General features: G+C 60.4%; 19 protein-coding genes. 15 read left to right on the forward strand and 4 right to left on the reverse strand.

The features are described 5' to 3' along the window. Positions 1-22: 22 nt before the first annotated feature. Complete coding sequence (gene uppM, locus JZY08_RS10840) at positions 23-1,645, reverse strand: polysaccharide biosynthesis protein UppM (RefSeq protein WP_145980558.1); 1,623 nt, start codon at positions 1,643-1,645, stop codon at positions 23-25. Positions 1,646-1,902: 257 nt separating this feature from the next. On the opposite strand from uppM, the gene uppO reads away from it, so the two are divergent. The 5 genes from uppO (at position 1,903) to JZY08_RS10865 (ending at position 4,869) form a co-directional block, all read left to right on the forward strand. Continuing rightward, positions 1,903-3,318 (forward strand): polysaccharide biosynthesis phosphomannomutase UppO, encoded by a 1,416-nt coding sequence (gene uppO / locus JZY08_RS10845; RefSeq protein WP_216330128.1) that lies wholly within the window; start codon positions 1,903-1,905, stop codon positions 3,316-3,318. Between the two features lie 36 nt (positions 3,319-3,354). Then, positions 3,355-3,651 carry a nucleotidyltransferase gene (locus tag JZY08_RS10850; RefSeq protein WP_035240971.1) on the forward strand — a complete coding sequence of 99 codons (297 nt, stop codon included), beginning with the start codon at positions 3,355-3,357 and terminating at the stop codon, positions 3,649-3,651. Continuing rightward, positions 3,651-4,004, forward strand: coding sequence for a HepT-like ribonuclease domain-containing protein (locus JZY08_RS10855; RefSeq protein WP_216330129.1), 354 nt, complete (start codon positions 3,651-3,653; stop codon positions 4,002-4,004). The genes JZY08_RS10850 and JZY08_RS10855 overlap by 1 nt, the downstream gene beginning before the upstream one ends. 101 nt (positions 4,005-4,105) lie before the next feature. Further along, complete coding sequence (locus JZY08_RS10860; protein WP_216330130.1) at positions 4,106-4,507, forward strand: group II truncated hemoglobin; 402 nt, start codon at positions 4,106-4,108, stop codon at positions 4,505-4,507. Next, positions 4,504-4,869 carry a DUF423 domain-containing protein gene (locus tag JZY08_RS10865; protein WP_003491691.1) on the forward strand — a complete coding sequence of 122 codons (366 nt, stop codon included), beginning with the start codon at positions 4,504-4,506 and terminating at the stop codon, positions 4,867-4,869. Before JZY08_RS10860 ends, JZY08_RS10865 begins: the two co-directional genes overlap by 4 nt. Before the next feature lie 76 nt (positions 4,870-4,945). Here the strand turns inward: JZY08_RS10865 and JZY08_RS10870 are convergent, their stop codons facing one another. From JZY08_RS10870 to rutR, 3 genes are all read right to left on the reverse strand, one after another. After that, positions 4,946-5,233 carry a hypothetical protein gene (locus JZY08_RS10870; RefSeq protein ID WP_035240976.1) on the reverse strand — a complete coding sequence of 96 codons (288 nt, stop codon included), beginning with the start codon at positions 5,231-5,233 and terminating at the stop codon, positions 4,946-4,948. Continuing rightward, entirely contained in the window at positions 5,214-5,639 is a 426-nt protein-coding gene (locus JZY08_RS10875; RefSeq protein ID WP_003491702.1) for a DUF2325 domain-containing protein, read from the reverse strand. Before JZY08_RS10875 ends, JZY08_RS10870 begins: the two co-directional genes overlap by 20 nt. Before the next feature lie 152 nt (positions 5,640-5,791). Continuing rightward, positions 5,792-6,433, reverse strand: a complete 642-nt coding sequence (rutR, locus tag JZY08_RS10880; RefSeq protein ID WP_216330131.1) for an HTH-type transcriptional regulator RutR — start codon at positions 6,431-6,433, stop codon at positions 5,792-5,794. Positions 6,434-6,693: 260 nt separating this feature from the next. Between rutR and JZY08_RS10885 the strand changes: the two genes are divergently transcribed. The 10 genes from JZY08_RS10885 (at position 6,694) to JZY08_RS10930 (ending at position 18,853) form a co-directional block, all read left to right on the forward strand. Next, positions 6,694-7,941, forward strand: coding sequence for a Zn-dependent hydrolase (locus JZY08_RS10885; RefSeq protein ID WP_003491705.1), 1,248 nt, complete (start codon positions 6,694-6,696; stop codon positions 7,939-7,941). Further along, entirely contained in the window at positions 7,938-8,276 is a 339-nt protein-coding gene (locus tag JZY08_RS10890) for a hypothetical protein (protein WP_082182804.1), read from the forward strand. Before JZY08_RS10885 ends, JZY08_RS10890 begins: the two co-directional genes overlap by 4 nt. 20 nt (positions 8,277-8,296) lie before the next feature. Beyond that, complete coding sequence (gene hydA / locus JZY08_RS10895; protein WP_003491707.1) at positions 8,297-9,751, forward strand: dihydropyrimidinase; 1,455 nt, start codon at positions 8,297-8,299, stop codon at positions 9,749-9,751. Then, positions 9,748-10,191, forward strand: coding sequence for an NUDIX domain-containing protein (locus tag JZY08_RS10900; RefSeq protein WP_003491709.1), 444 nt, complete (start codon positions 9,748-9,750; stop codon positions 10,189-10,191). The genes hydA and JZY08_RS10900 overlap by 4 nt, the downstream gene beginning before the upstream one ends. Continuing rightward, on the forward strand, positions 10,188-10,982 hold the full coding sequence (locus JZY08_RS10905; RefSeq protein WP_003491711.1) for an ABC transporter ATP-binding protein: 795 nt from the start codon (positions 10,188-10,190) through the stop codon (positions 10,980-10,982). Before JZY08_RS10900 ends, JZY08_RS10905 begins: the two co-directional genes overlap by 4 nt. Before the next feature lie 222 nt (positions 10,983-11,204). Then, positions 11,205-12,080, forward strand: a complete 876-nt coding sequence (locus JZY08_RS10910) for an ABC transporter permease (protein ID WP_216330132.1) — start codon at positions 11,205-11,207, stop codon at positions 12,078-12,080. Next, complete coding sequence (locus JZY08_RS10915; RefSeq protein ID WP_216330133.1) at positions 12,077-12,949, forward strand: ABC transporter permease; 873 nt, start codon at positions 12,077-12,079, stop codon at positions 12,947-12,949. Before JZY08_RS10910 ends, JZY08_RS10915 begins: the two co-directional genes overlap by 4 nt. Positions 12,950-12,970: 21 nt before the next feature. Next, entirely contained in the window at positions 12,971-13,963 is a 993-nt protein-coding gene (locus JZY08_RS10920; RefSeq protein ID WP_137038112.1) for an ABC transporter substrate-binding protein, read from the forward strand. A 362-nt stretch (positions 13,964-14,325) separates the two neighbouring features. Further along, positions 14,326-15,519 (forward strand): efflux RND transporter periplasmic adaptor subunit, encoded by a 1,194-nt coding sequence (locus tag JZY08_RS10925; protein ID WP_216330134.1) that lies wholly within the window; start codon positions 14,326-14,328, stop codon positions 15,517-15,519. Positions 15,520-15,532: 13 nt separating this feature from the next. Further along, the gene (locus tag JZY08_RS10930; RefSeq protein ID WP_216330135.1) at positions 15,533-18,853 is read left to right on the forward strand and encodes an efflux RND transporter permease subunit; all 3,321 of its coding nucleotides are present in this window, start codon (positions 15,533-15,535) and stop codon (positions 18,851-18,853) included. Positions 18,854-18,884: the final 31 nt, after the last annotated feature.

Consider the following 18,884-nt stretch of genomic DNA (forward strand, 5'->3'; position numbering starts at 1 on the left):
GACCCCGGCCATCGTTCTTGGGCTAGCGCGCCGCGATTTCCTCGTGATCGTTGCGGCGCAGATAAGACAGAAGCCCAAGCGCTATGGCGATGCCAAGGCCAAGGAACAGTCCGCCCGCGCCGCCGGCGATCAGGAAGATCAGCTTGCCCGGCGGCCAGCTTCTGGAATTGGGCGCCACCGGCTGCGAAATCACCCGCACATTGGTGGCATCGATTGTCTGCTGCTCGGCGATCTGGCGCGAACGGTTGAGATAGGTCTCGTAGATCGCCGCGGCCGAGTTGGCGTCGCGCTCCAGATCGCGCAGGCGCACCTGCGACTCGTTATCGGTGAAGACGTTGGCGCGCTCCGCCACGGCCTTCAGCCTCAGGGCATCGAGCGAGGAGCGGGCTTCGGCGACATTGGTCTTGGCCGCCTGCAGAATGCGCTGCGCCTCGTCCGCGATGCCGCGTTCCAGCATGGCGCGTTCCGCCCCCGCCGTTGCGAGGCGCGGATGGCGCGCACCGTAGGTCAGCGTCATCGCACCGATCTGCTGCTGCAGGGTGCTGTATTGCGCGCGGATGGTGTTCATGGTCTGGCTGTCGAAGATGGCGTCGCTCTGCGTGCGGTTCTGGGCGATCGCCGCCTCCATCTGCTTGAGGCGCGATTCCTCCTGAATGACCCGCTGCTGCGCCGCAAGAACCTGCGCATTCAGCTCGCCGGACGCAAGATTGCTGACAAGCTGGCCGTTATTCTCCTGCAGGCCGTTTTCACGGCGAAAATCCGCAACGCGCTTTTCGGCCTCCGTCACGTTCTCGCGCATTTCCTCAAGCCGCGTCCTCAAATCGTCGACGATGCGCTGGCTGCTGTCGGAGGTCGTCTGAAACAGCTCGCTTTCGAAAGCCTTGACGATGGCCTTGGAGACCAGCACGGATTTTTCGGCGTCATTGGTCCAGACAGAAAGCGTCACCACGAAGGAACGCGGATCGCGCTCGGCGGCCACCCGGTCTCCAAGCGAACGAAGCGCCCCGACCTTGTTATCGCCATCTTCCGGCTTCGATGAAAAAATCGCCTTCAGCCGCGCAAGCGGCGGCGGCGTTATGAATTCCTGGTCCTGATCGAGCTTCAGCTCGTCCACCACCCGCGCCAGCACATTGCGCGACGTGATGGTGCGCAGCTTGCTCTCCACCTCGAGAATCTGGGTGTCACGCTGCTGGTTCGGCGAAAACACCCCGTCACTGACAACGTTGAGGTTGGAGGGGTTGACGACGATATCCGTATAGGCGGTGTAACGCGGCGGTGTCACATAGGCATAGGAGAGTGCGGCGGCGATGCAGAGAATGATCGCAAGCACGATCCAGACAATGCCGTTGCGCAGCCAGGTGAGCACATCATCCAGGCCGATCCTGTCGATATATTTCAGGCCCGGCAGCGCATTCGCGAGGCTCCCGGTCGGCGATGCCGCCCTGACAGGTTTATCAGTCGGGGCTGGCTCGGCAACGGCGGCCGCCGGCTTCGGCTCAAGATGCTCCTTCAGCACCGTGCGCTCAAAAACCTCGTCCTCATCCACCAGATCGTCCAGCAGGGAACCGTGGGGTCTGGCGGCGGGCGCCGCTTTTTCATCCAGCGGACGTGCCTGCTTATGTCCCGCCTTTTGAAGCCTGTACATCAGCCAATCCAACTCGAACGAACCACAAAAAGGCCGGCAACAGATGGTTTTCACCGTCGCCAAGGCCGCCATTAGCGGGCAAGTTTAAATATGACGGGTGAATTTTAGGTTACCTGCGTCATTCCCGCCATCATTGCCTATTCCCGGCCGCCATGAAAGAGACGATTGACTTGGATGGATCGATACGGTTCTTTCAGGCGTTATATTTTTGTATTATCCATTTGAACCTCAAAGATTTTATCGAAACGGAGTTTGGCATGAGCCTGAAATTTGGAACGAGCGGCCTTCGCGGCCTCTCTGTCGATCTGAAAGGAAAAGCCTCCGCCGTCTACGCCACGGCATTTGCAAGGCACCTTCTCGCATCGGGCCAGGCAAAGGCGGGAGACCCCATTCTCGTGGCCCGTGATTTTCGCGATTCGAGCCCGGATGTTTCCGCAACCTGCATCGCCGCGCTGAAAAAGGCCGGCCTGACGCCGCTTGATTGCGGCACGGTGCCGACGCCGGCGCTCGCACTTTACGGACTTTCCCTGAAGGCCGGAGCGCTGATGATCACCGGCTCGCATATTCCAGCCGACCGCAACGGCATCAAGTTCTATCGTCCCGACGGCGAAATCGACAAGCGGGACGAAACGGCGATTGCCGCAATCGCAGCCGAGGTCGAGGCTGAAGACATCAGCGACGAGGCGGCAACGGCAGAGGATCATTCCGCAATCGCAGCCGAACTTTTCTACGAGCGCAATATCGCGCTGCTGCCGGAAAAGGCGCTGTCGGGCCTGAAGATCGGCGTCTACCAGCACAGCACGGTGGCGCGCGATCTCTTCGTCGACGTTCTCGCCCATTATGGCGCAGAGGTCGTGCCGCTCGGCCGTTCCGAGACCTTCATTCCGGTCGATACCGAGGCAGTTTCGCCGGAAACGCTGGAACTTCTTAAGGAGTGGGCGCCGCAACACGGTCTCGACGCCATCGTTTCCGCCGATGGCGACGGCGACCGCCCCCTGCTCGCCGATGAAAACGGCGTGCCTCTGCGCGGCGACCTGATCGGGCTTATTACCGCCAATTTTCTCGACGCCGGCGTGGTTGTCACCCCCGTCACCTCCAATTCCGGCATTGAAGCGAGCGGTTCGTTCGAGGTCGTCCGCACCAGGGTCGGCTCACCTTTCGTGATCGCCGGCATGGCGCAGGCGCTTGCCGAGGGAAAGAACGGCGTCATGGGCTTCGAGGCCAATGGCGGCCTGCTGACCGCCTCCGCCTTCACCTTGAACGGCAGGCCGCTTTCGCCGTTGCCGACGCGCGACAGCTTCCTGCCCGTCCTCGCCGTACTGCTCCTGTCCGCCGAACAGAAAAAACCGCTTTCGCAGATTGCCGCCGCCTACAGGCTGCCGGTTGCCGCCGCTGACCGTCTGGAGAATTTCGCGCAGGAAAAGAGCGCCGCGCTCATGGCACATCTGCGCGCCTCGAAGGATAATCTCGAAACCTTCCTTGCGCCGGTCGGCAAGGTCAAGGCGCTGAGCGACATTGACGGCCTGCGCGTGTCACTCACGAACGGCAGCACCATCCATTTCCGCCCTTCCGGCAACGCTCCCGAAATGCGCTGCTATGTCGAGGCCGCCAATCAGGATGAAGCCGAAACGCTTCTCAACAAGGGGCTCGATCTCATCCGCAATTTCGGATGAGTGGATGGCGCATGCGGGATGATGTAAGTTGAACGCATGAAGAGAACGGACGCGATCAGAAAGCTCAAACAGCACGCCCAAGCAGTGAAAAGCATGGGCGCGACTTCGCTGTATCTCTTTGGATCGACCGCCCGCAATGAAGCCATGGCCTCAAGCGACTTGGACATCTTCATCGACTATGATCCGGGTCGCCGTTTCTCCTTGATTGATCTCGTCGGTATCAAGCAGTTTCTGGAAGAAGAACTGGAAGTGGAAGTGGACGTGACGACACGCAACAGTCTTCACCCGATGCTTCGAACTGACATCGAGCAATCTGCAGTGCGGATATTCTGATGATCCGGCGCAAAGTCAGGCCCGTTCTCACAGAAATTCTGGAAGCCATAGACGGCATAGAGACCCACACCGCAGGTCTGTCACTTGCTGATTTCCAGCAAAATTGGCTGCTGAAACTTGCCGTGCAGCGCGCATTGGAAATCGTTTCGGAGGCATCCCGCCATATACCGGAAGAATTGCTAAACCTCGCACCAGATGTACCGTGGAAGCAGATTCGCGGTATCGGAAATATTCTTCGTCACGAATATCATAAGATCGCCGACGATGTGGTTTGGGCGGTCGTAACCGAGCATTTAGCTCCGCTCAAAATCGCTGTTCAGACTATTCAACGGTCTATCGAATCCGAAAGGTGAAATTTGCCACCGTACTGTCGCAATTGTCGCATCCCGCCTTTACCTGTTGCTCTTCCCGCCCCGGAAAGCGATAAGGGCCGCAGGGTTCAAGGAGGCGGGATGTGAGCGGCGAGACCATTACCCTTTATGAAGCGATCGGCGGCGATGCGACGGTCAAAGCCTTGACGCGGCGCTTCTATGAATTGATGGACACGTTGCCCGAGGCGACGCATTGCCGCGCCATCCATCCCGCCGATCTCTCCGGCAGCGAAAGCAAGTTCTACGATTATCTGACCGGATATCTTGGCGGACCGCCGGTCTATGTCGAAAAACACGGCCATCCGATGCTGCGCCGGCGTCACTTCGTGGCGCCCATCGGGCCCGCCGAACGGGATGAATGGCTGCTCTGCTTCCGCCGCGCGATGGAAGAGACCATCGAAAACCCGAAGCTCCGGGACATCATCTGGGCACCGGTGGAGCGACTGGCCTTTCACATGCAGAATCAGGAAGCGGATAAATCATGACCCACGAAAGACTGCGCGCTTTCATTCTGTTGCTGGGCGGCCTTATGGGTGCTGCCGGCGTCATGCTGGCCGCCGCCGCCACCCATACCGGCGAAACCTATATGCTGGGCAATGCCTCGGCTATGGCGCTCGCGCATGCGCCGGTGCTGGTGGCGCTGCATATCGGCGCGGATCGCATCAGAACCGCCATTCCGGCTGGACTGATCCTCGGCCTCGGCACGGCGGTCTTCGTCGGCGATCTCGTCACGCGGCATTTTTCCGGCCACAGCCTGTTTCCCTACGCAGCGCCTCTCGGTGGCCTCGGCATGATTGCCGGATGGCTGGTGCTCTGCGCCGGCGCGTTTTTAAAGCCGAAGGGCTGATCGTGTTTTAGAGCATCTGCGTCGTGACGCATATTGCGCGCGGAGCTTCCCTCACACTCGGCGAGAGGATTAAACCCTAGCCCCGCGTCCAGCGAAACGACAGGATGTTGCGGCCCTTCTCAGCCGCCTCCCCGATATCGAAGGATGGCGTTTCTCCGGGCTGGCGGGTGCGCAGATGGGGAAAGTTCACCACATTGCCGCCACCGGCCGCGGCGCGGTTGCGCCGCTCGCGTTCGCCAAGGATTTCATATATGTCCGTCAGGGCCGGATCGGCAGCCTGTTCGGCGATCTTGTGCAGTTCCACGCGGCAGGCTTCAGCCGCCGCGGGCTCTGCATCCTTAAAATTATTGTGCTCGTCGCTCATCGTTGGAGGTCCGTTCATTCATCGTCTGCAGCGCCCGCTCCAGACTGGATTTGCTGCCATTGCGCAGCGGAATGAACGTCTTGCCGAATTTCTTGCAACCGGACTTCACCCGCAGACACGCATCGTGGCTGATACAGTCGATCGGGCAGAAAACGCAGTCGACGGAGGGAAGGACGGTATCGATGCGCGAGACCGCCTCACGCAACCCGCCATCGTGATGGATGAGCTCGGCACCGAAATTGCTGGCAATCTGGCGAAGATGCGCAACCTGACAGTCACGGCCGCCGACATAAAGAAAGCTCTTCGGGCCGGAAAGCTGCTGTTCGGCCACATCCCTTTCGGTCTGTTGCGCGCCCTTGCCCTGCTTTTCGCCGCGTCCCGCCTTCTTCTTTTCCTTGCGTGCCATTCCCTCACCTGCCGGTTGATTTTTCAATGCCCCGGACGTTCGGGATGTCGGCACCATAGTAAAGATGAGTTTTGGAGTAAAGTATAAAGGTGATGATTTTCCTCATGTTTTATCACAAAGAACCGATCACATAATCGCGAGAACCTCACGGCTCAGCCGCTAATCCGCAATCCGCCCATGAAAAGCTGCTCCAGATGCCGGGCCGCATCCTCGAAACGCCCCTCGCCACCGTTCTTGTCGCCCAGCACCGCACGCACCTGCACATCGAAATCCGCATAGTGCTGGGTGGTCGACCAGATCGAGAAAATCAGGTGGTAGGGATCACATTTGGCCATCCGCCCGGCCTTCACCCAGGCGCGGATCACCTCGGCTTTTTCATCCACCAGTTGCTTCAGCGGCCCCTTCAGTTCGTCCTCGATATGCGGCGCGCCCTGCAGGATTTCATTGGCGAACAGGCGGCTCTCACGCGGAAAGTCCCGCGACATCTCCAGCTTGCGGCGAATATAGGAGCGGATTTCGCTTTCGGGGTTACCCTCAGCATCGAAAGCCCTGAGCGGATCAAGCCATGTGTCCAGCACCCGCTCGATCAGCGCGCGATGCATCGCCTCCTTGGTGCGGAAATAATAAAGTACGTTGGGTTTCGACATGCCGGCCGCCTCGGCAATCTGGTCGATGGTGGAACCGCGAAAGCCGTTGATGGAGAACACACTGAGCGCCGCCTCAAGGATAGCTTCCTGCTTTTCTTCCTGAATACGCGTCCGCTTCTGTGTTTTCGCTGCTCGCGGTATGGCCATTCTCAGCTCTCTGTTTCTTTTCGATGCAATTGCCGTTACAGTATGCTTAAAAAATAATCGCCGCGTACAGTTTAGGCAAAATTAGTGCGTTTCGTCACGAAAATCCCTTGCTGACATCATGGCGAATTTGCAATGTTTACCAGCCGGTCAATTTATCCCCCATCGCCATCACAAGGCAATGGCTGTTATCTTAACCGGCAAAAAAGGGAACGGCACAAGCTTTGCTTCGATAAAAACAAAACAGGTGAGGACGACACTTCATGGCGGCGGGTAAGAACTTGACGGTCAATGGCGACCGTCTGTGGGACAGTCTGATGGACATGGCGAAAATCGGCCCCGGCATCGCCGGCGGCAATAATCGCCGCACCCTGACGGATGAGGACGCGCAGGGCCGCAGTCTCTTCCAGCGCTGGTGTGAAGCGGCAGGCCTGACGCTTGGCGTCGACCGCATGGGCACCATGTTCGCCACCCGCCCCGGCGAGGATCCGGACGCGCTTCCCGTTTATATCGGCAGCCACCTCGACACCCAGCCGACCGGCGGCAAGTTCGACGGCGTGCTCGGCGTGCTGGCCGGGCTGGAAGTGGTGCGCAGCCTGAACGACCTGAACATCAAGACAAAACACCCGATCGTCGTCACCAATTGGGCGAACGAGGAAGGCGCACGCTTTGCCCCTGCCATGCTGGCCTCCGGCGTCTTCGCCGGCGTTCACGATCTCGATTACGCCTATGGCCGCACCGATACGGACGGCAAGACCTATGGCGAGGAGCTGAAGCGCATTGGCTGGCTGGGCGAGGAAGAGGTGGGCGCGCGCAAAATGCACGCCTATTTCGAATACCACATCGAGCAGGGACCGATCCTCGAGGCAGAAGGCAAACAGATCGGCGTCGTCACCCATTGCCAGGGCCTGTGGTGGCTGGAAGTGACGCTGACCGGTAAGGAAGCCCATACCGGCTCCACCCCGATGGCGATGCGCGTCAATGCCGGCCTGGCTGCTGCCCGCATCCTCGAAAAGGTGCAGGAAGTGGCGATGGCCCACCAACCGGGCGCGGTCGCCGGCGTCGGCCAGATGATCTTCACGCCCAATTCCCGCAACGTGCTGCCCGGCAAGGTGGTCTTCACCATCGACCTCAGAACTCCCTCACAGGCGAAACTCGACAGCATGCGCGCCATCTTCGAACGCGAGGTGCCGCAGATCGCCGAAGAACTCGGCGTCGGCTGCACGATCGAGGCCATCGGCCATTTCGATCCCGTCACCTTCGATCCGGTGCTGGTCGGCCGCGTGCGCTCTGCCGCGGAAAAACTCGGCTACAGCCACATGGACATCATCTCCGGCGCCGGTCATGATGCCTGCTGGACCGCAAGGGTCGCCCCCTCCACCATGATCTTCTGCCCCTGCGTGGACGGGCTTTCCCACAACGAAGCGGAGGAAATTTCGCCGGAATGGGCCGCCGCGGGCTGCGACGTGCTGCTGCATGCGGTGCTTGAGACTGCGGAGATCGTGGAATGAAAAAAATCTCGCCCTTGGAGCAGAAATTCGAGATGGCGATGTTTGAGATTTATCATCGCGCAAAATCTGAAGCAAAATATAACGCGACGATCTTCTACAACATGCTCCTCAATCGTGGAGGCGTAGCGACAGCCAAAACACTCATCAACGCTGAGCAGCAATCGCAAGGATACACCGCGTTGATGCTCGCGAAGCGTCTTGATTTGACCGTCGAGGCGTTGGTGGTCGAGGACGTCAGATGGCTGGATCTGTTTTTACCCGAAGAAATTAACAAAGCTCGTGACCGCCTACAGGCCAACCAATACGCAGTGAAGATGCGTCGTTCAAAGGTTTAACTCTAAATGGAACGTCAATTATGACCACCATCATCAAGAACGGCACCATCGTCACCGCTGACCTCACCTACAAGGCCGACGTAAAGATCGAAGGCGGCAGGATCACCGAGATCGGACCCGACCTGACCGGCGGCACCGTGCTCGATGCGACGGGATGTTACGTCATGCCCGGCGGCATCGATCCGCATGTGCATCTGGAAATGCCCTTCATGGGCACCTATTCCGCCGATGATTTCGAAAGCGGCACGCGGGCGGCCCTTGCTGGCGGCACGACCATGGTGGTGGATTTCTGCCTGCCCGAGCCCGGCCAGTCACTGCTCGATGCCCTGCAAAGATGGGACAACAAGGCGACGCGCGCCAATTGCGATTATTCCTTCCATATGGCCGTTACCTGGTGGGGTGAGCAGGTCTTCAACGAGATGAAGACGGTCGTTCAGGAAAAGGGCATCAACTCGTTCAAGCACTTCATGGCCTATAAGGGCGCGCTGATGGTGAATGACGACGAGATGTTCGCCTCCTTCTCGCGCTGCGCCGAACTTGGCGCTATCCCCTTCGTGCATGCGGAAAACGGCGATATTGTCGCGCAGATGCAGGAAAAGCTGATGGCGGAAGGCAATGCCGGCCCCGAGGCGCATGCCTATTCCCGGCCCCCCTCCGTCGAAGGCGAGGCCACCAACCGCGCCATCATCATCGCCGATATGGCGGGTGCGCCGCTTTATGTCGTCCATACGTCGTGTGAACAGGCGCATGAAGCGATCCGCCGCGCGCGTCAGAACGGCATGCGCGTTTATGGCGAACCGCTGATCCAGCACCTGATCCTAGACGAGAGCGAATATGCCAATGCCGACTGGGATCATGCTGCCCGTCGGGTCATGTCGCCACCCTTCCGCAACCGGCAGCATCAGGACAGCCTCTGGGCAGGTCTCGCCTCCGGCTCGCTGCAATGCGTGGCGACCGACCATTGCGCCTTCACCACCGAGCAGAAACGCTTCGGCCTCGGTGATTTCCGCAAGATCCCCAATGGCACCGGTGGGCTGGAAGATCGCATGCCACTGCTCTGGACCCATGGCGTGGCGACCGGCCGCCTGACGATGAACGAATTCGTCGCCGTGACCTCCACCAATATTGCGAAGATCCTGAACATCTATCCCAAAAAGGGCGCGATCCTCGTTGGCAGCGATGCCGATATCGTCGTCTGGGACCCGCAACTGACGAAGACAATCAGCGCAACGAGCCAGCAATCGGCCATCGATTACAACGTGTTCGAAGGGCAGAAGGTCAAAGGCCTGCCGCGCTTCACCCTGTCGCGCGGTCTCGTCAGCATCGAGGAGGCCACCATCGAAACACAGGAAGGCCACGGCCGGTTCGTCGCCCGCGCGCCCAACCCCGCGGTAAGCCGGGCGCTTTCCACATGGAAGGAACTTGTCGCACCCCGCAAGGTGGAGCGCACAGGCATTCCGGCATCGGGTGTATGACCGTGAGCACTGATCCAAAACGCGAAATCGTCATCGCCGCGGCCGTTCTCCTGAACGAACGACGACAAATGCTGGTGGTGCGCAAACGCGGCACCACACAATTCATGCAGCCGGGCGGCAAGATCGATCCGGGCGAAACGCCTGAGGAGGCGCTCCACCGCGAACTTGCCGAGGAAATCGGCCTGGCGCTTCCTGAAAATGCCGCGCGATATGAGGGTGTCTTTCGCGAGGAGGCCGCCAATGAAACGGGCGCGGACGTCGTCGCCCATGCCTTCGTCGCCCAGCTGGATACCGATGTCGTCCCGCAGGCGGAGATAGAGGAGGTGCGCTGGCTCGATGTCGATGCGGCCTCCGATCTGCCGATCGCCAAACTCACGGAAACCCGCATGCTGCCGCTGGCGCGCGCGGCCCTGACGGAAAGTGGAAACAAGCCAAGATGAACCAGGCCTCGTCCTATTCCGTCGTTTCCGCCAGAAATCTCGGCCTCACCTTCGAAACGGGCGATGGCCCGGTGCATGCACTCTCCAATGTCGACCTGGAGGTCGGCAAGGGCGATTTCGTCTCCTTCATCGGCCCTTCCGGCTGCGGCAAGACCACCTTTCTGCGGGTCATCGCCGATCTGGAAAAACACACATCCGGCGATATCACCGTCAACGGCACCACGCCGGAAAACGCCCGTAGGGATCGCTCCTACGGTTACGTCTTTCAGGCCGCCGCCCTTTATCCCTGGCGCAGCATCGAAAAGAACATCGCCCTGCCGCTCGAAATCATGGGTTACACGAAGGCCGAACAGAAGGAGCGCATCGAACGCACGCTCGATCTCGTCAATCTCAGCGGTTTCAGCAAGAAATACCCCTGGCAGCTTTCCGGCGGCATGCAGCAGCGCGCCTCCATCGCCCGCGCGCTCGCCTTCGATGCCGACCTGCTGCTGATGGACGAACCTTTCGGCGCGCTGGACGAGATCGTCCGCGACCATCTCAACGAGCAGCTGCTGAAACTCTGGGATACGACCGGCAAGACCATCTGCTTCGTCACCCATTCCATTCCGGAAGCGGTTTATCTCTCGACCAAGATCGTCGTCATGTCGCCGCGCCCCGGCCGGGTGACGGACGTGATCACGTCCACGCTGCCACGGGAAAGGCCGCTTGAGATCAGGGAGACGCCGGAGTTTCTGGCGATTGCGCATCGCGTGCGTGAGGGGCTGAAGGCGGGGCATAGCTATGAGGGGTGAGGTCATCGCCAGCATTACCCCCCTCTGCCCTGCCGGGCATCTCCCCCACAAGGGGGGAGATCGGCAGGAAGCCCTACCACCGCTCCATTCGCAAACGTTGAGATGGGCGAAACCCAACCACGAGTCGATCTCCCCCCTTGTGGGGGAGATGTCCGGCAGGACAGAGGGGGGTAAACCTCACCCTCGGAGTAAGCGTACGCCCCACCCACCGAGGGCGCCACAATGACCCTCCTCCGCCACCGCATCCTCCCCATCCTCACCGTCCTCCTCGCCATCCTCATCCTCTGGCACCTCGCGGTCGTCTACCTCAACATGCCATTCGCCCGCGACCAGGCCACCCGCGCCGGTCAAACGCCGGGCTTCTTCGAACTCCTGCCGCAAACCTTCGCCCAGGAACGCCCTGTCCTCCCCGCCCCGCACCAGATCGTCACGGAACTGTGGGACACCACCGCCAACAAGGCGATCACCTCGAAGCGCAGCCTCATCTATCACGCCGGCGTCACGCTCTCGGCCACGCTGCTCGGTTTCGCCATCGGCGCGGTACTCGGCATCCTCTTGGCCGTTGCCATCATCCACAACCGCGCCATGGATCGTTCGGTCATGCCGTGGATCATCGCCAGCCAGACGATCCCGATCCTTGCCGTCGCGCCGATGATCATCGTTGTGCTGAACTCCATCGGCATCTCCGGGCTGCTGCCGAAGGCGCTGATCTCCACCTATCTCTCCTTCTTCCCCATCGTCGTCGGCATGGTGAAGGGCCTCAGAAGCCCGGAAACCCTCCAGCTGGACCTGATGCACACCTATAATGCCTCACCTAGCCAGATCTTCTGGAAGCTGCGCTGGCCCTCGGCCCTGCCCTATCTCTTCACCTCGCTGAAGATCGCCATCGCCATTGCGCTGGTCGGCGCCATCGTCGGCGAATTGCCGACAGGCGCCGTCGCCGGTCTCGGGGCGCGCCTGCTCTCCGGTTCCTATTACGGCCAGACGGTGCAGATATGGGCGGCGCTGTTCATGGCCGCCGGTGTCGCCGCCATTCTGGTGTCGATCATCGGCATTGCCCACGCGGCCGTCCTCAAGAGAATGGGAGCCCGGCCATGACCCATCCCGGCTGGTTTTTCGGCGCGATCCTGTTCTGGCTTGCCGCCTGGGCCTTCAACGAATGGCTGGTACGTCGCAAATTCTTCTCGCCAGCGATAAAGCGCATCAGCCGCATGGCCGTGCCGCTCCTCTTCGGGCTGGCCATTCTCGCGCTCTGGGAAGGCGTGGTGCGCGGTTTTTCCGTGCCGTCCATCCTGCTGCCGGCACCGAGCGCCATCCTTGCACGCCTTCTCACGTCCCTGCCGATCCTCTGGGCGGATTTCCGCCAGACCTTCCTCAAATCGGTGCTGACGGGTTATGTGCTCGGCTGCGGTCTTGGCTTTGTCGTCGCCATCCTCATCGACCGTTCGCCCTTCCTGCAGCGCGGACTGCTGCCCATCGGCAATTTCGTCTCCGCTCTGCCTGTCGTCGGCATCGCGCCGATCATGGTCATGTGGTTCGGCTTCGACTGGCAGTCAAAAGTGGCCGTCGTCGTCATCATGACCTTTTTCCCGATGCTGGTGAACACGGTTCAGGGGCTTGCCGCCTCCAGCCACATGGAGCGCGATCTCATGCGCACCTATGCCGCCGGCTGGTGGCCGACGCTGATAAAACTGCGTCTGCCCGCCGCCTGGCCCTTCATCTTCAATGCACTGAAGATCAACTCAACGCTCGCGCTGATCGGCGCCATCGTCGCCGAATTCTTCGGCACGCCCATCGTCGGCATGGGTTTCCGCATCTCGGCGGAAATGGGCCGCAGCAATGTCGATATGGTCTGGGCCGAAATCGCGGTCGCCGCGCTCGCGGGCTCAGGCTTTTACGGTCTGGTGGCGCTCGCAGAGCGGACCGTCACCTTCTGGCATCCGTCCGTCCGTGGGGGACGAACGTAAATAACGAAAAAGGGAACAGCGATGAAAATGAAACTTGCATCCATGCTTCTTGCCGGCGCGTCAATCCTGACGGCGGTGAGCGCCGAGGCCGCCGACAAGATCACCCTGCAGCTGAAATGGGTGACGCAGGCGCAGTTCGCCGGTTATTACGTCGCCAAGGATAAAGGCTTCTACGAGGCGGAAGGCCTCGACGTCGACATAAAGCCCGGCGGCCCGGATATCGCGCCTGCACAGGTTCTGGCCGGCGGCGGCGCGGATGTCATCGTCGACTGGATGCCCTCGGCACTCGCCACCCGGGAAAAGGGTGTTCCGCTCGTCAACATCGCCCAGCCTTTCAAGACCTCTGGCATGATGCTGACCTGCCTCAAGGAAACCGGCGTCACCAAGCCCGATGACTTTAAGGGCAAGACACTCGGCGTCTGGTTCTTCGGCAATGAGTATCCGTTCCTCTCGTGGATGGCGCATCTGAAAATCCCGACCACCGGCGGCGCGGATGGTGTCACGGTTTTGAAGCAGGGCTTCAACGTCGATCCGCTGCTGCAAAAGCAGGCCGCCTGCATTTCCACCATGACCTATAATGAATATTGGCAGGTCATTGATGCCGGCATCAAGCCGGAGGAACTCGTCACCTTCAAATATGAGGATGAAGGCGTGGCGACGCTGGAAGACGGTCTCTACGTTCTGGAAGACAAGCTGAAGGACGCCAAGTTCAAGGAAGACATGGTCAAATTCGTCCGCGCTTCCATGAAGGGCTGGAAATGGGCGGAAGAAAACCCGGACGATGCGGCCGACATCGTGCTGGAAAACGACGCCTCCGGCGCACAGACCGAAAAACACCAGAAGCGCATGATGGGCGAAGTGGCAAAACTGACAGCCGGCTCGAAGGGCGCACTCGACAAGGCGGACTACGAACGGACGGTGAAAACCCTGCTGGGCGGCGGTTCCGATCCGGTCATCACCAAGGAACCCTCCGGCGCTTTCACCACCGAAATCACCGATGCGGCGCTGAAATAGTAAAATCGAACCCGAACGCATGGAACGCGCGGCCCGTCCGCGCGTTTCTTTTTTCGCTGGTGACGTATTTGACGAATTACAATATCCCAACCTATACAAAAATGTATATCAAGCATCGCGGCTATGCGGATTGATTTGTACGACAACAACAATTAGACTCCCGCCCACAAGACTGCCAGATTTGATCTTGTAAGAAAAGCACAGGGCAAAGTGCTGAAGATTCGCGTTGAGGGGCGTTCGAATCGGGAGGATCGAAAAGGAAGTATTGTGATCCCTTGTTTCACATTCGTTTCAGCATGACCTTCTAATATACGCCGCAAGGCTGCAGGACATGCGATCGAATATTGCGCGAGCCAAGACACATGCAGCATAGATTTACGTTTAACCGCTTTGTTTTCCTTCTTCTTTCCGCAACGGCCCTGCCCCTTTCGGCAGCCGCCGAAGGCGAAGCACAGGCACCGGTCAAACAGCAGAACCTCCCCTCCATCATCGTCGCACATGCCAAGACACGCGATCTCGTCGACCGTATCATCGCCACGGGCACCATCCGCCCCGTGGACGAAATATACGTCCAGCCGCTGGTCGATGGGCTGTCGATCGATGAGCTGAACGTCGATATTGGTGACAGGGTCGAGGCCAATGCGGTTCTCGCCGTGCTGTCTTCCGACAGTCTTCTTCTGCAAAAGAGCCAGCTTGAGGCCAACAAGGCCAAGGCCGAGGCCTCTGTCACCCAGTCGAAGGCGCAGGTGCTGGAAGCCCAGGCCAATCTGGCCGACGCCCTTCGCCAGCGCGACCGCGCCGCAAAGCTCGGCCAGAGCGGCTCGGGTTCGGTTTCCGAAACGGAAAAGACGGAGGCCGCCGCCCAGGTTGCGCAGGCCCGTCTCGACGCGGCCAAACAGGCCGTTTCCGCCGGAGAGGCAGACAGCAAGGTCGTCGACGCGCAGATAGACGATGTCAATCTGAAGCTGACGCGCACAGGTGTGAAAACCCCTGTCGCCGGCATCGTATCGGCCAAGAATGCCAAGGTCGGGGCCATTGCCAGCGGCGCCGGCAACCCGCTTTTCACCGTCATCAAGGACGGCGCGATCGAACTTGTCGCCGATCTCTCGGAAACCGACATATTGAAGGTCAAGGTCGGCCAGAAAGCCTATTTGACGGTCGCCGGCGGAGCCAAGAAGATAGAGGGCAAGGTGCGCCTCGTTTCGCCCACCGTCGATCCGGCGACGCGCCTCGGTTCCGTGCATGTGGTGCTGCCTGTCGGCAGCCCGGCACGGTCCGGCATGTATGCCAGCGCCGAGATCATCGTTGAAGAAACGAACGCGCTTGCCCTGCCGCTTTCGGCCGTCACCTCCGGGCGTGAAGGCTCGACCACCCGCAAGGTGGAAGACGACGTCGTCAAGCAGGTGAAGATCGAGACCGGCATAGAAGACAGCGGTTTCATCGAGATTGTCAGCGGCCTTGCCGCTGGAGACAAGGTTGTCGAGAAAGCTGGAGCATTCGTGCGTGATGGTGACCGGATAAGACCGGTGGAAGCCCCTGCGGCTGTGTCCAACTGACTGAGGGAATGAAATGAACTTCTCCGCATGGTCAATCCGGAACCCCATTGCGCCGCTGCTCGGCTTCGCGCTTTTGATGTTCCTCGGCATACAGGCGTTTTATGCGCTGCCGATCACCCGTTTTCCGAATATCGACGTTCCCGTCGTCGCCGTCACCGTGACCCAGAGCGGCGCTTCGCCCTCCGAGCTCGAAATGCAGGTGACGAAGGAAATCGAAGACGCCGTCGCCGCCATCAGCGGCGTCGACGAAATCCAGTCCACCGTCGTTGACGGCCAGTCGACGACAACCGTCGTCTTCCGCATCGAAAAGCCGACGGAAGAGGCGGTTCAGGACACCAAGGACGCCATCGACAAGATCCGCAGCGATCTGCCGGCCGATATCGAAGTGCCTGTTGTCAGCAAGATCGACGTCGAAGGCCAGGCGATCCAGACCTTCGCCGTCTCTTCGCCGAACATGACGCTGGAAGAGCTGTCCTGGTTCGTGGATGACACCATCAAGCGCGCGCTGCAGGGCAAGTCCGGAATCGGTAAGGTCGACCGTTACGGCGGTGCGGACCGCGAGGTGCGCGTTTCGCTCAGCCCCGAAAAGCTCGACGCCTACGGTATCACCGCCACCGAGGTGAACAGCCAGCTGCGCGGCACCAACATCGATCTCGGCTCCGGCCGCGGCCAGGTGGGCGGCAACGAGCAGACGATCCGCACGCTCGGCGATACACGCGACGTCACACAGCTCGCCAATACCACCATCGCACTCTCCAACGGCCGCTTCGTGAAGCTTTCCGAGCTCGGCACGGTCAGTGACACCTATGAGGAGCAGAAATCCTTCTCGCGGTTCAATGGCAACCCCGCCGTCACCTTCGCCGTGTTCCGCTCCAAGGGCGCCAGCGAGGTTTCGGTTGCTGAAACCGTGGCGGAAAGCCTCGACCAGGTCCGCAAGGATCATCCCGACGTCTCGATCCAGATGGTCGACGACGCCGTTTATTTCACCTATGGCAACTACAAGGCCGCGCTCGATACGCTGATCGAAGGCGCGATCCTCGCCGTCATCGTGGTCCTGCTCTTCCTCAGGAACTGGCGCGCAACCCTGATTGCCGCCGTCGCCCTGCCGCTTTCCGCGATCCCGACCTTCTGGATCATGGACCTGATGGGCTTCTCGCTCAATCTCGTCAGCTTCCTCGCCCTGACGCTCGCCACGGGTATCCTCGTGGACGACGCCATCGTGGAAATCGAGAACATTGCCCGCCACATCAAGATGGGCAAGACACCCTATCGTGCGGCACTGGAAGCGGCGGACGAAATCGGCCTCGCCGTCATCGCCACCAGCTTCACCATCATCGCCGTCTTCGTGCCGGTGTCGTTCATGCCCGGCATTCCCGGCCAGTACTTCATCCAGTTCGGCCTGACGGTCGCCTTCTCGGTGTTCTTCTCGCTGGCGGTGGCCCGCCTCATCACACCGTTGATGGCGGCCTATCTGATGCGCGCCGAAGACGCGATGGACGACCATGCCGACAATGACGGCTGGCTGATGAAATCCTATACGCGCATGGTTTCCGCCACCACCCGCAAGTGGTGGGCGCGTTACCTGACGCTGCTCGGCGCCATCGGCTTTCTGGTCGCATCCGTCTATCTTCTGAGCCAGGTGCCGGGCAGCTTCCTGCCGCCGGATGACGCCTCGCGCGTGACGCTTTCGGTGGAACTGCCGCCCAATGCGACGCTGGACGAAACCGACCGGACAACGACCGCGATCAACCACGCCATCCGCGATATCGACGGTGTGGAAAGCGTCTTCATCCTCGGCGGCGCTTCGCCCAAGGGCGATCTGGAGCTTCGCCGCGCCACGGTCAATGTCATCCTCGAGCATATTGATCACTCGCTGCTGAAAACCCTGGTCAACAAGGGTCTCGGCTCCCTTCCGCTTATCGGCGAGTATCTGCCGAAGGTGGAGGAAAAGGGCCGCACACGTCCGCAATGGGATGTGGAGCGGGATATTTTCGCCAAGGTCCGCACCATCCCGGATGTGCGCATCATCAAGCTGAACGACCGTGCGGAACGCGAACTGAGCTTCAACTTCCTCTCGTCAAACGAAAAGGATCTGAACGACGCCGTCGGTGTTCTTGAAAGCCGCCTGCGCGCTTCGCCCATCCTTGCCAATGTCAGCTCGGAAGGCGCCCTGCCCCGGCCGGAACTGCAGATCCGCCCGCGCAAGGACGAAATCGCCCGCCTCGGTATCACCCCGCAGCAGATTTCGCAGACGGTGCGTGTCGCGACCATCGGCGATATCGACGCGCAGCTGACGAAGATTTCGCTGGATGACCGGCAGATCCCGATCCGCGTGCAGGCATCGCTCGATACCCGCCGCGACCTCGCCACCATCCGCGCGCTGAAGATCAAGACCGCTTCCGGGTCGCTGGTGCCGCTCTATAGCGTCGCCGATATCGACTATTCGGAAGGTCCAAGCTCGATCAAGCGCAACGACCGCAACCGCGTCGTCTCCATCGGCTCCGACGTTCCCTTCGGCACGGCGCTCGACACCTCGACGGCGGAGTTCAAGCGCATCGTGGCGGAAACCGACCTGCCGGCAAGCGTTCGCCTTGCCGAAAGCGGCGATGCCAAGGTGCAGGGCGAAATGCAGCAGGGCTTCGTCAACGCCATGCTGCTCGGCCTGATGCTGGTGCTGGTGGTGCTCATCCTCCTGTTCAAGGATGTCATCCAGCCCTTCACCATCCTGTTCTCGCTGCCGCTCGCCATTGGCGGCGTGGCTGTCGCGCTCATCATCACGCAGAACGCGCTGTCCATGCCCGTTCTCATCGGCATCCTGATGCTGATGGGTATCGTGACGAAAAACGCCATCCTGCTGGTGGACTTCGCCATCGAAATGCGCCGTCATGGCATGGAACGGGTCCATGCCATGGTCGAGGCCGGCCGCAAGCGCGCCCGCCCGATCATCATGACCTCCATCGCCATGTCGGCGGGCATGCTGCCCTCCGCACTCGGCGTCGGCGAAGGCGGCTCCTTCCGTGCACCAATGGCAATCGCGGTGATCGGCGGCATCATCGTCTCGACGGTATTGTCCCTGATCGTGGTTCCGGCGTTCTTCCTCATCATGGACGACGTGTCGCGCCTGCTCGCCCACCTCTTCGGCCGCTTCGTCGGCAAGAAGGAAGAGGAGGAAGAGGCTCTCTCCAACGAGAAACTCTCGGAGATCGCCCGCGAAAACAGCCTCGCGCTCTCCTCGCTGGAGGCACGGGTCGCCGGCATGGAAAAGGGCACCGGCGAAAAATCCGGCGACAAGGGCAGCAATATATTGCGGCTGCCGCCGCTCGCTGCGGAGTGAGAGCTGCGGCTTAGAGATTGAAATGCCGGGT

This window comes from Rhizobium sp. X9 (genome assembly GCF_018873185.1).
GTDB lineage: Bacteria > Pseudomonadota > Alphaproteobacteria > Rhizobiales > Rhizobiaceae > Agrobacterium > Agrobacterium oryzihabitans.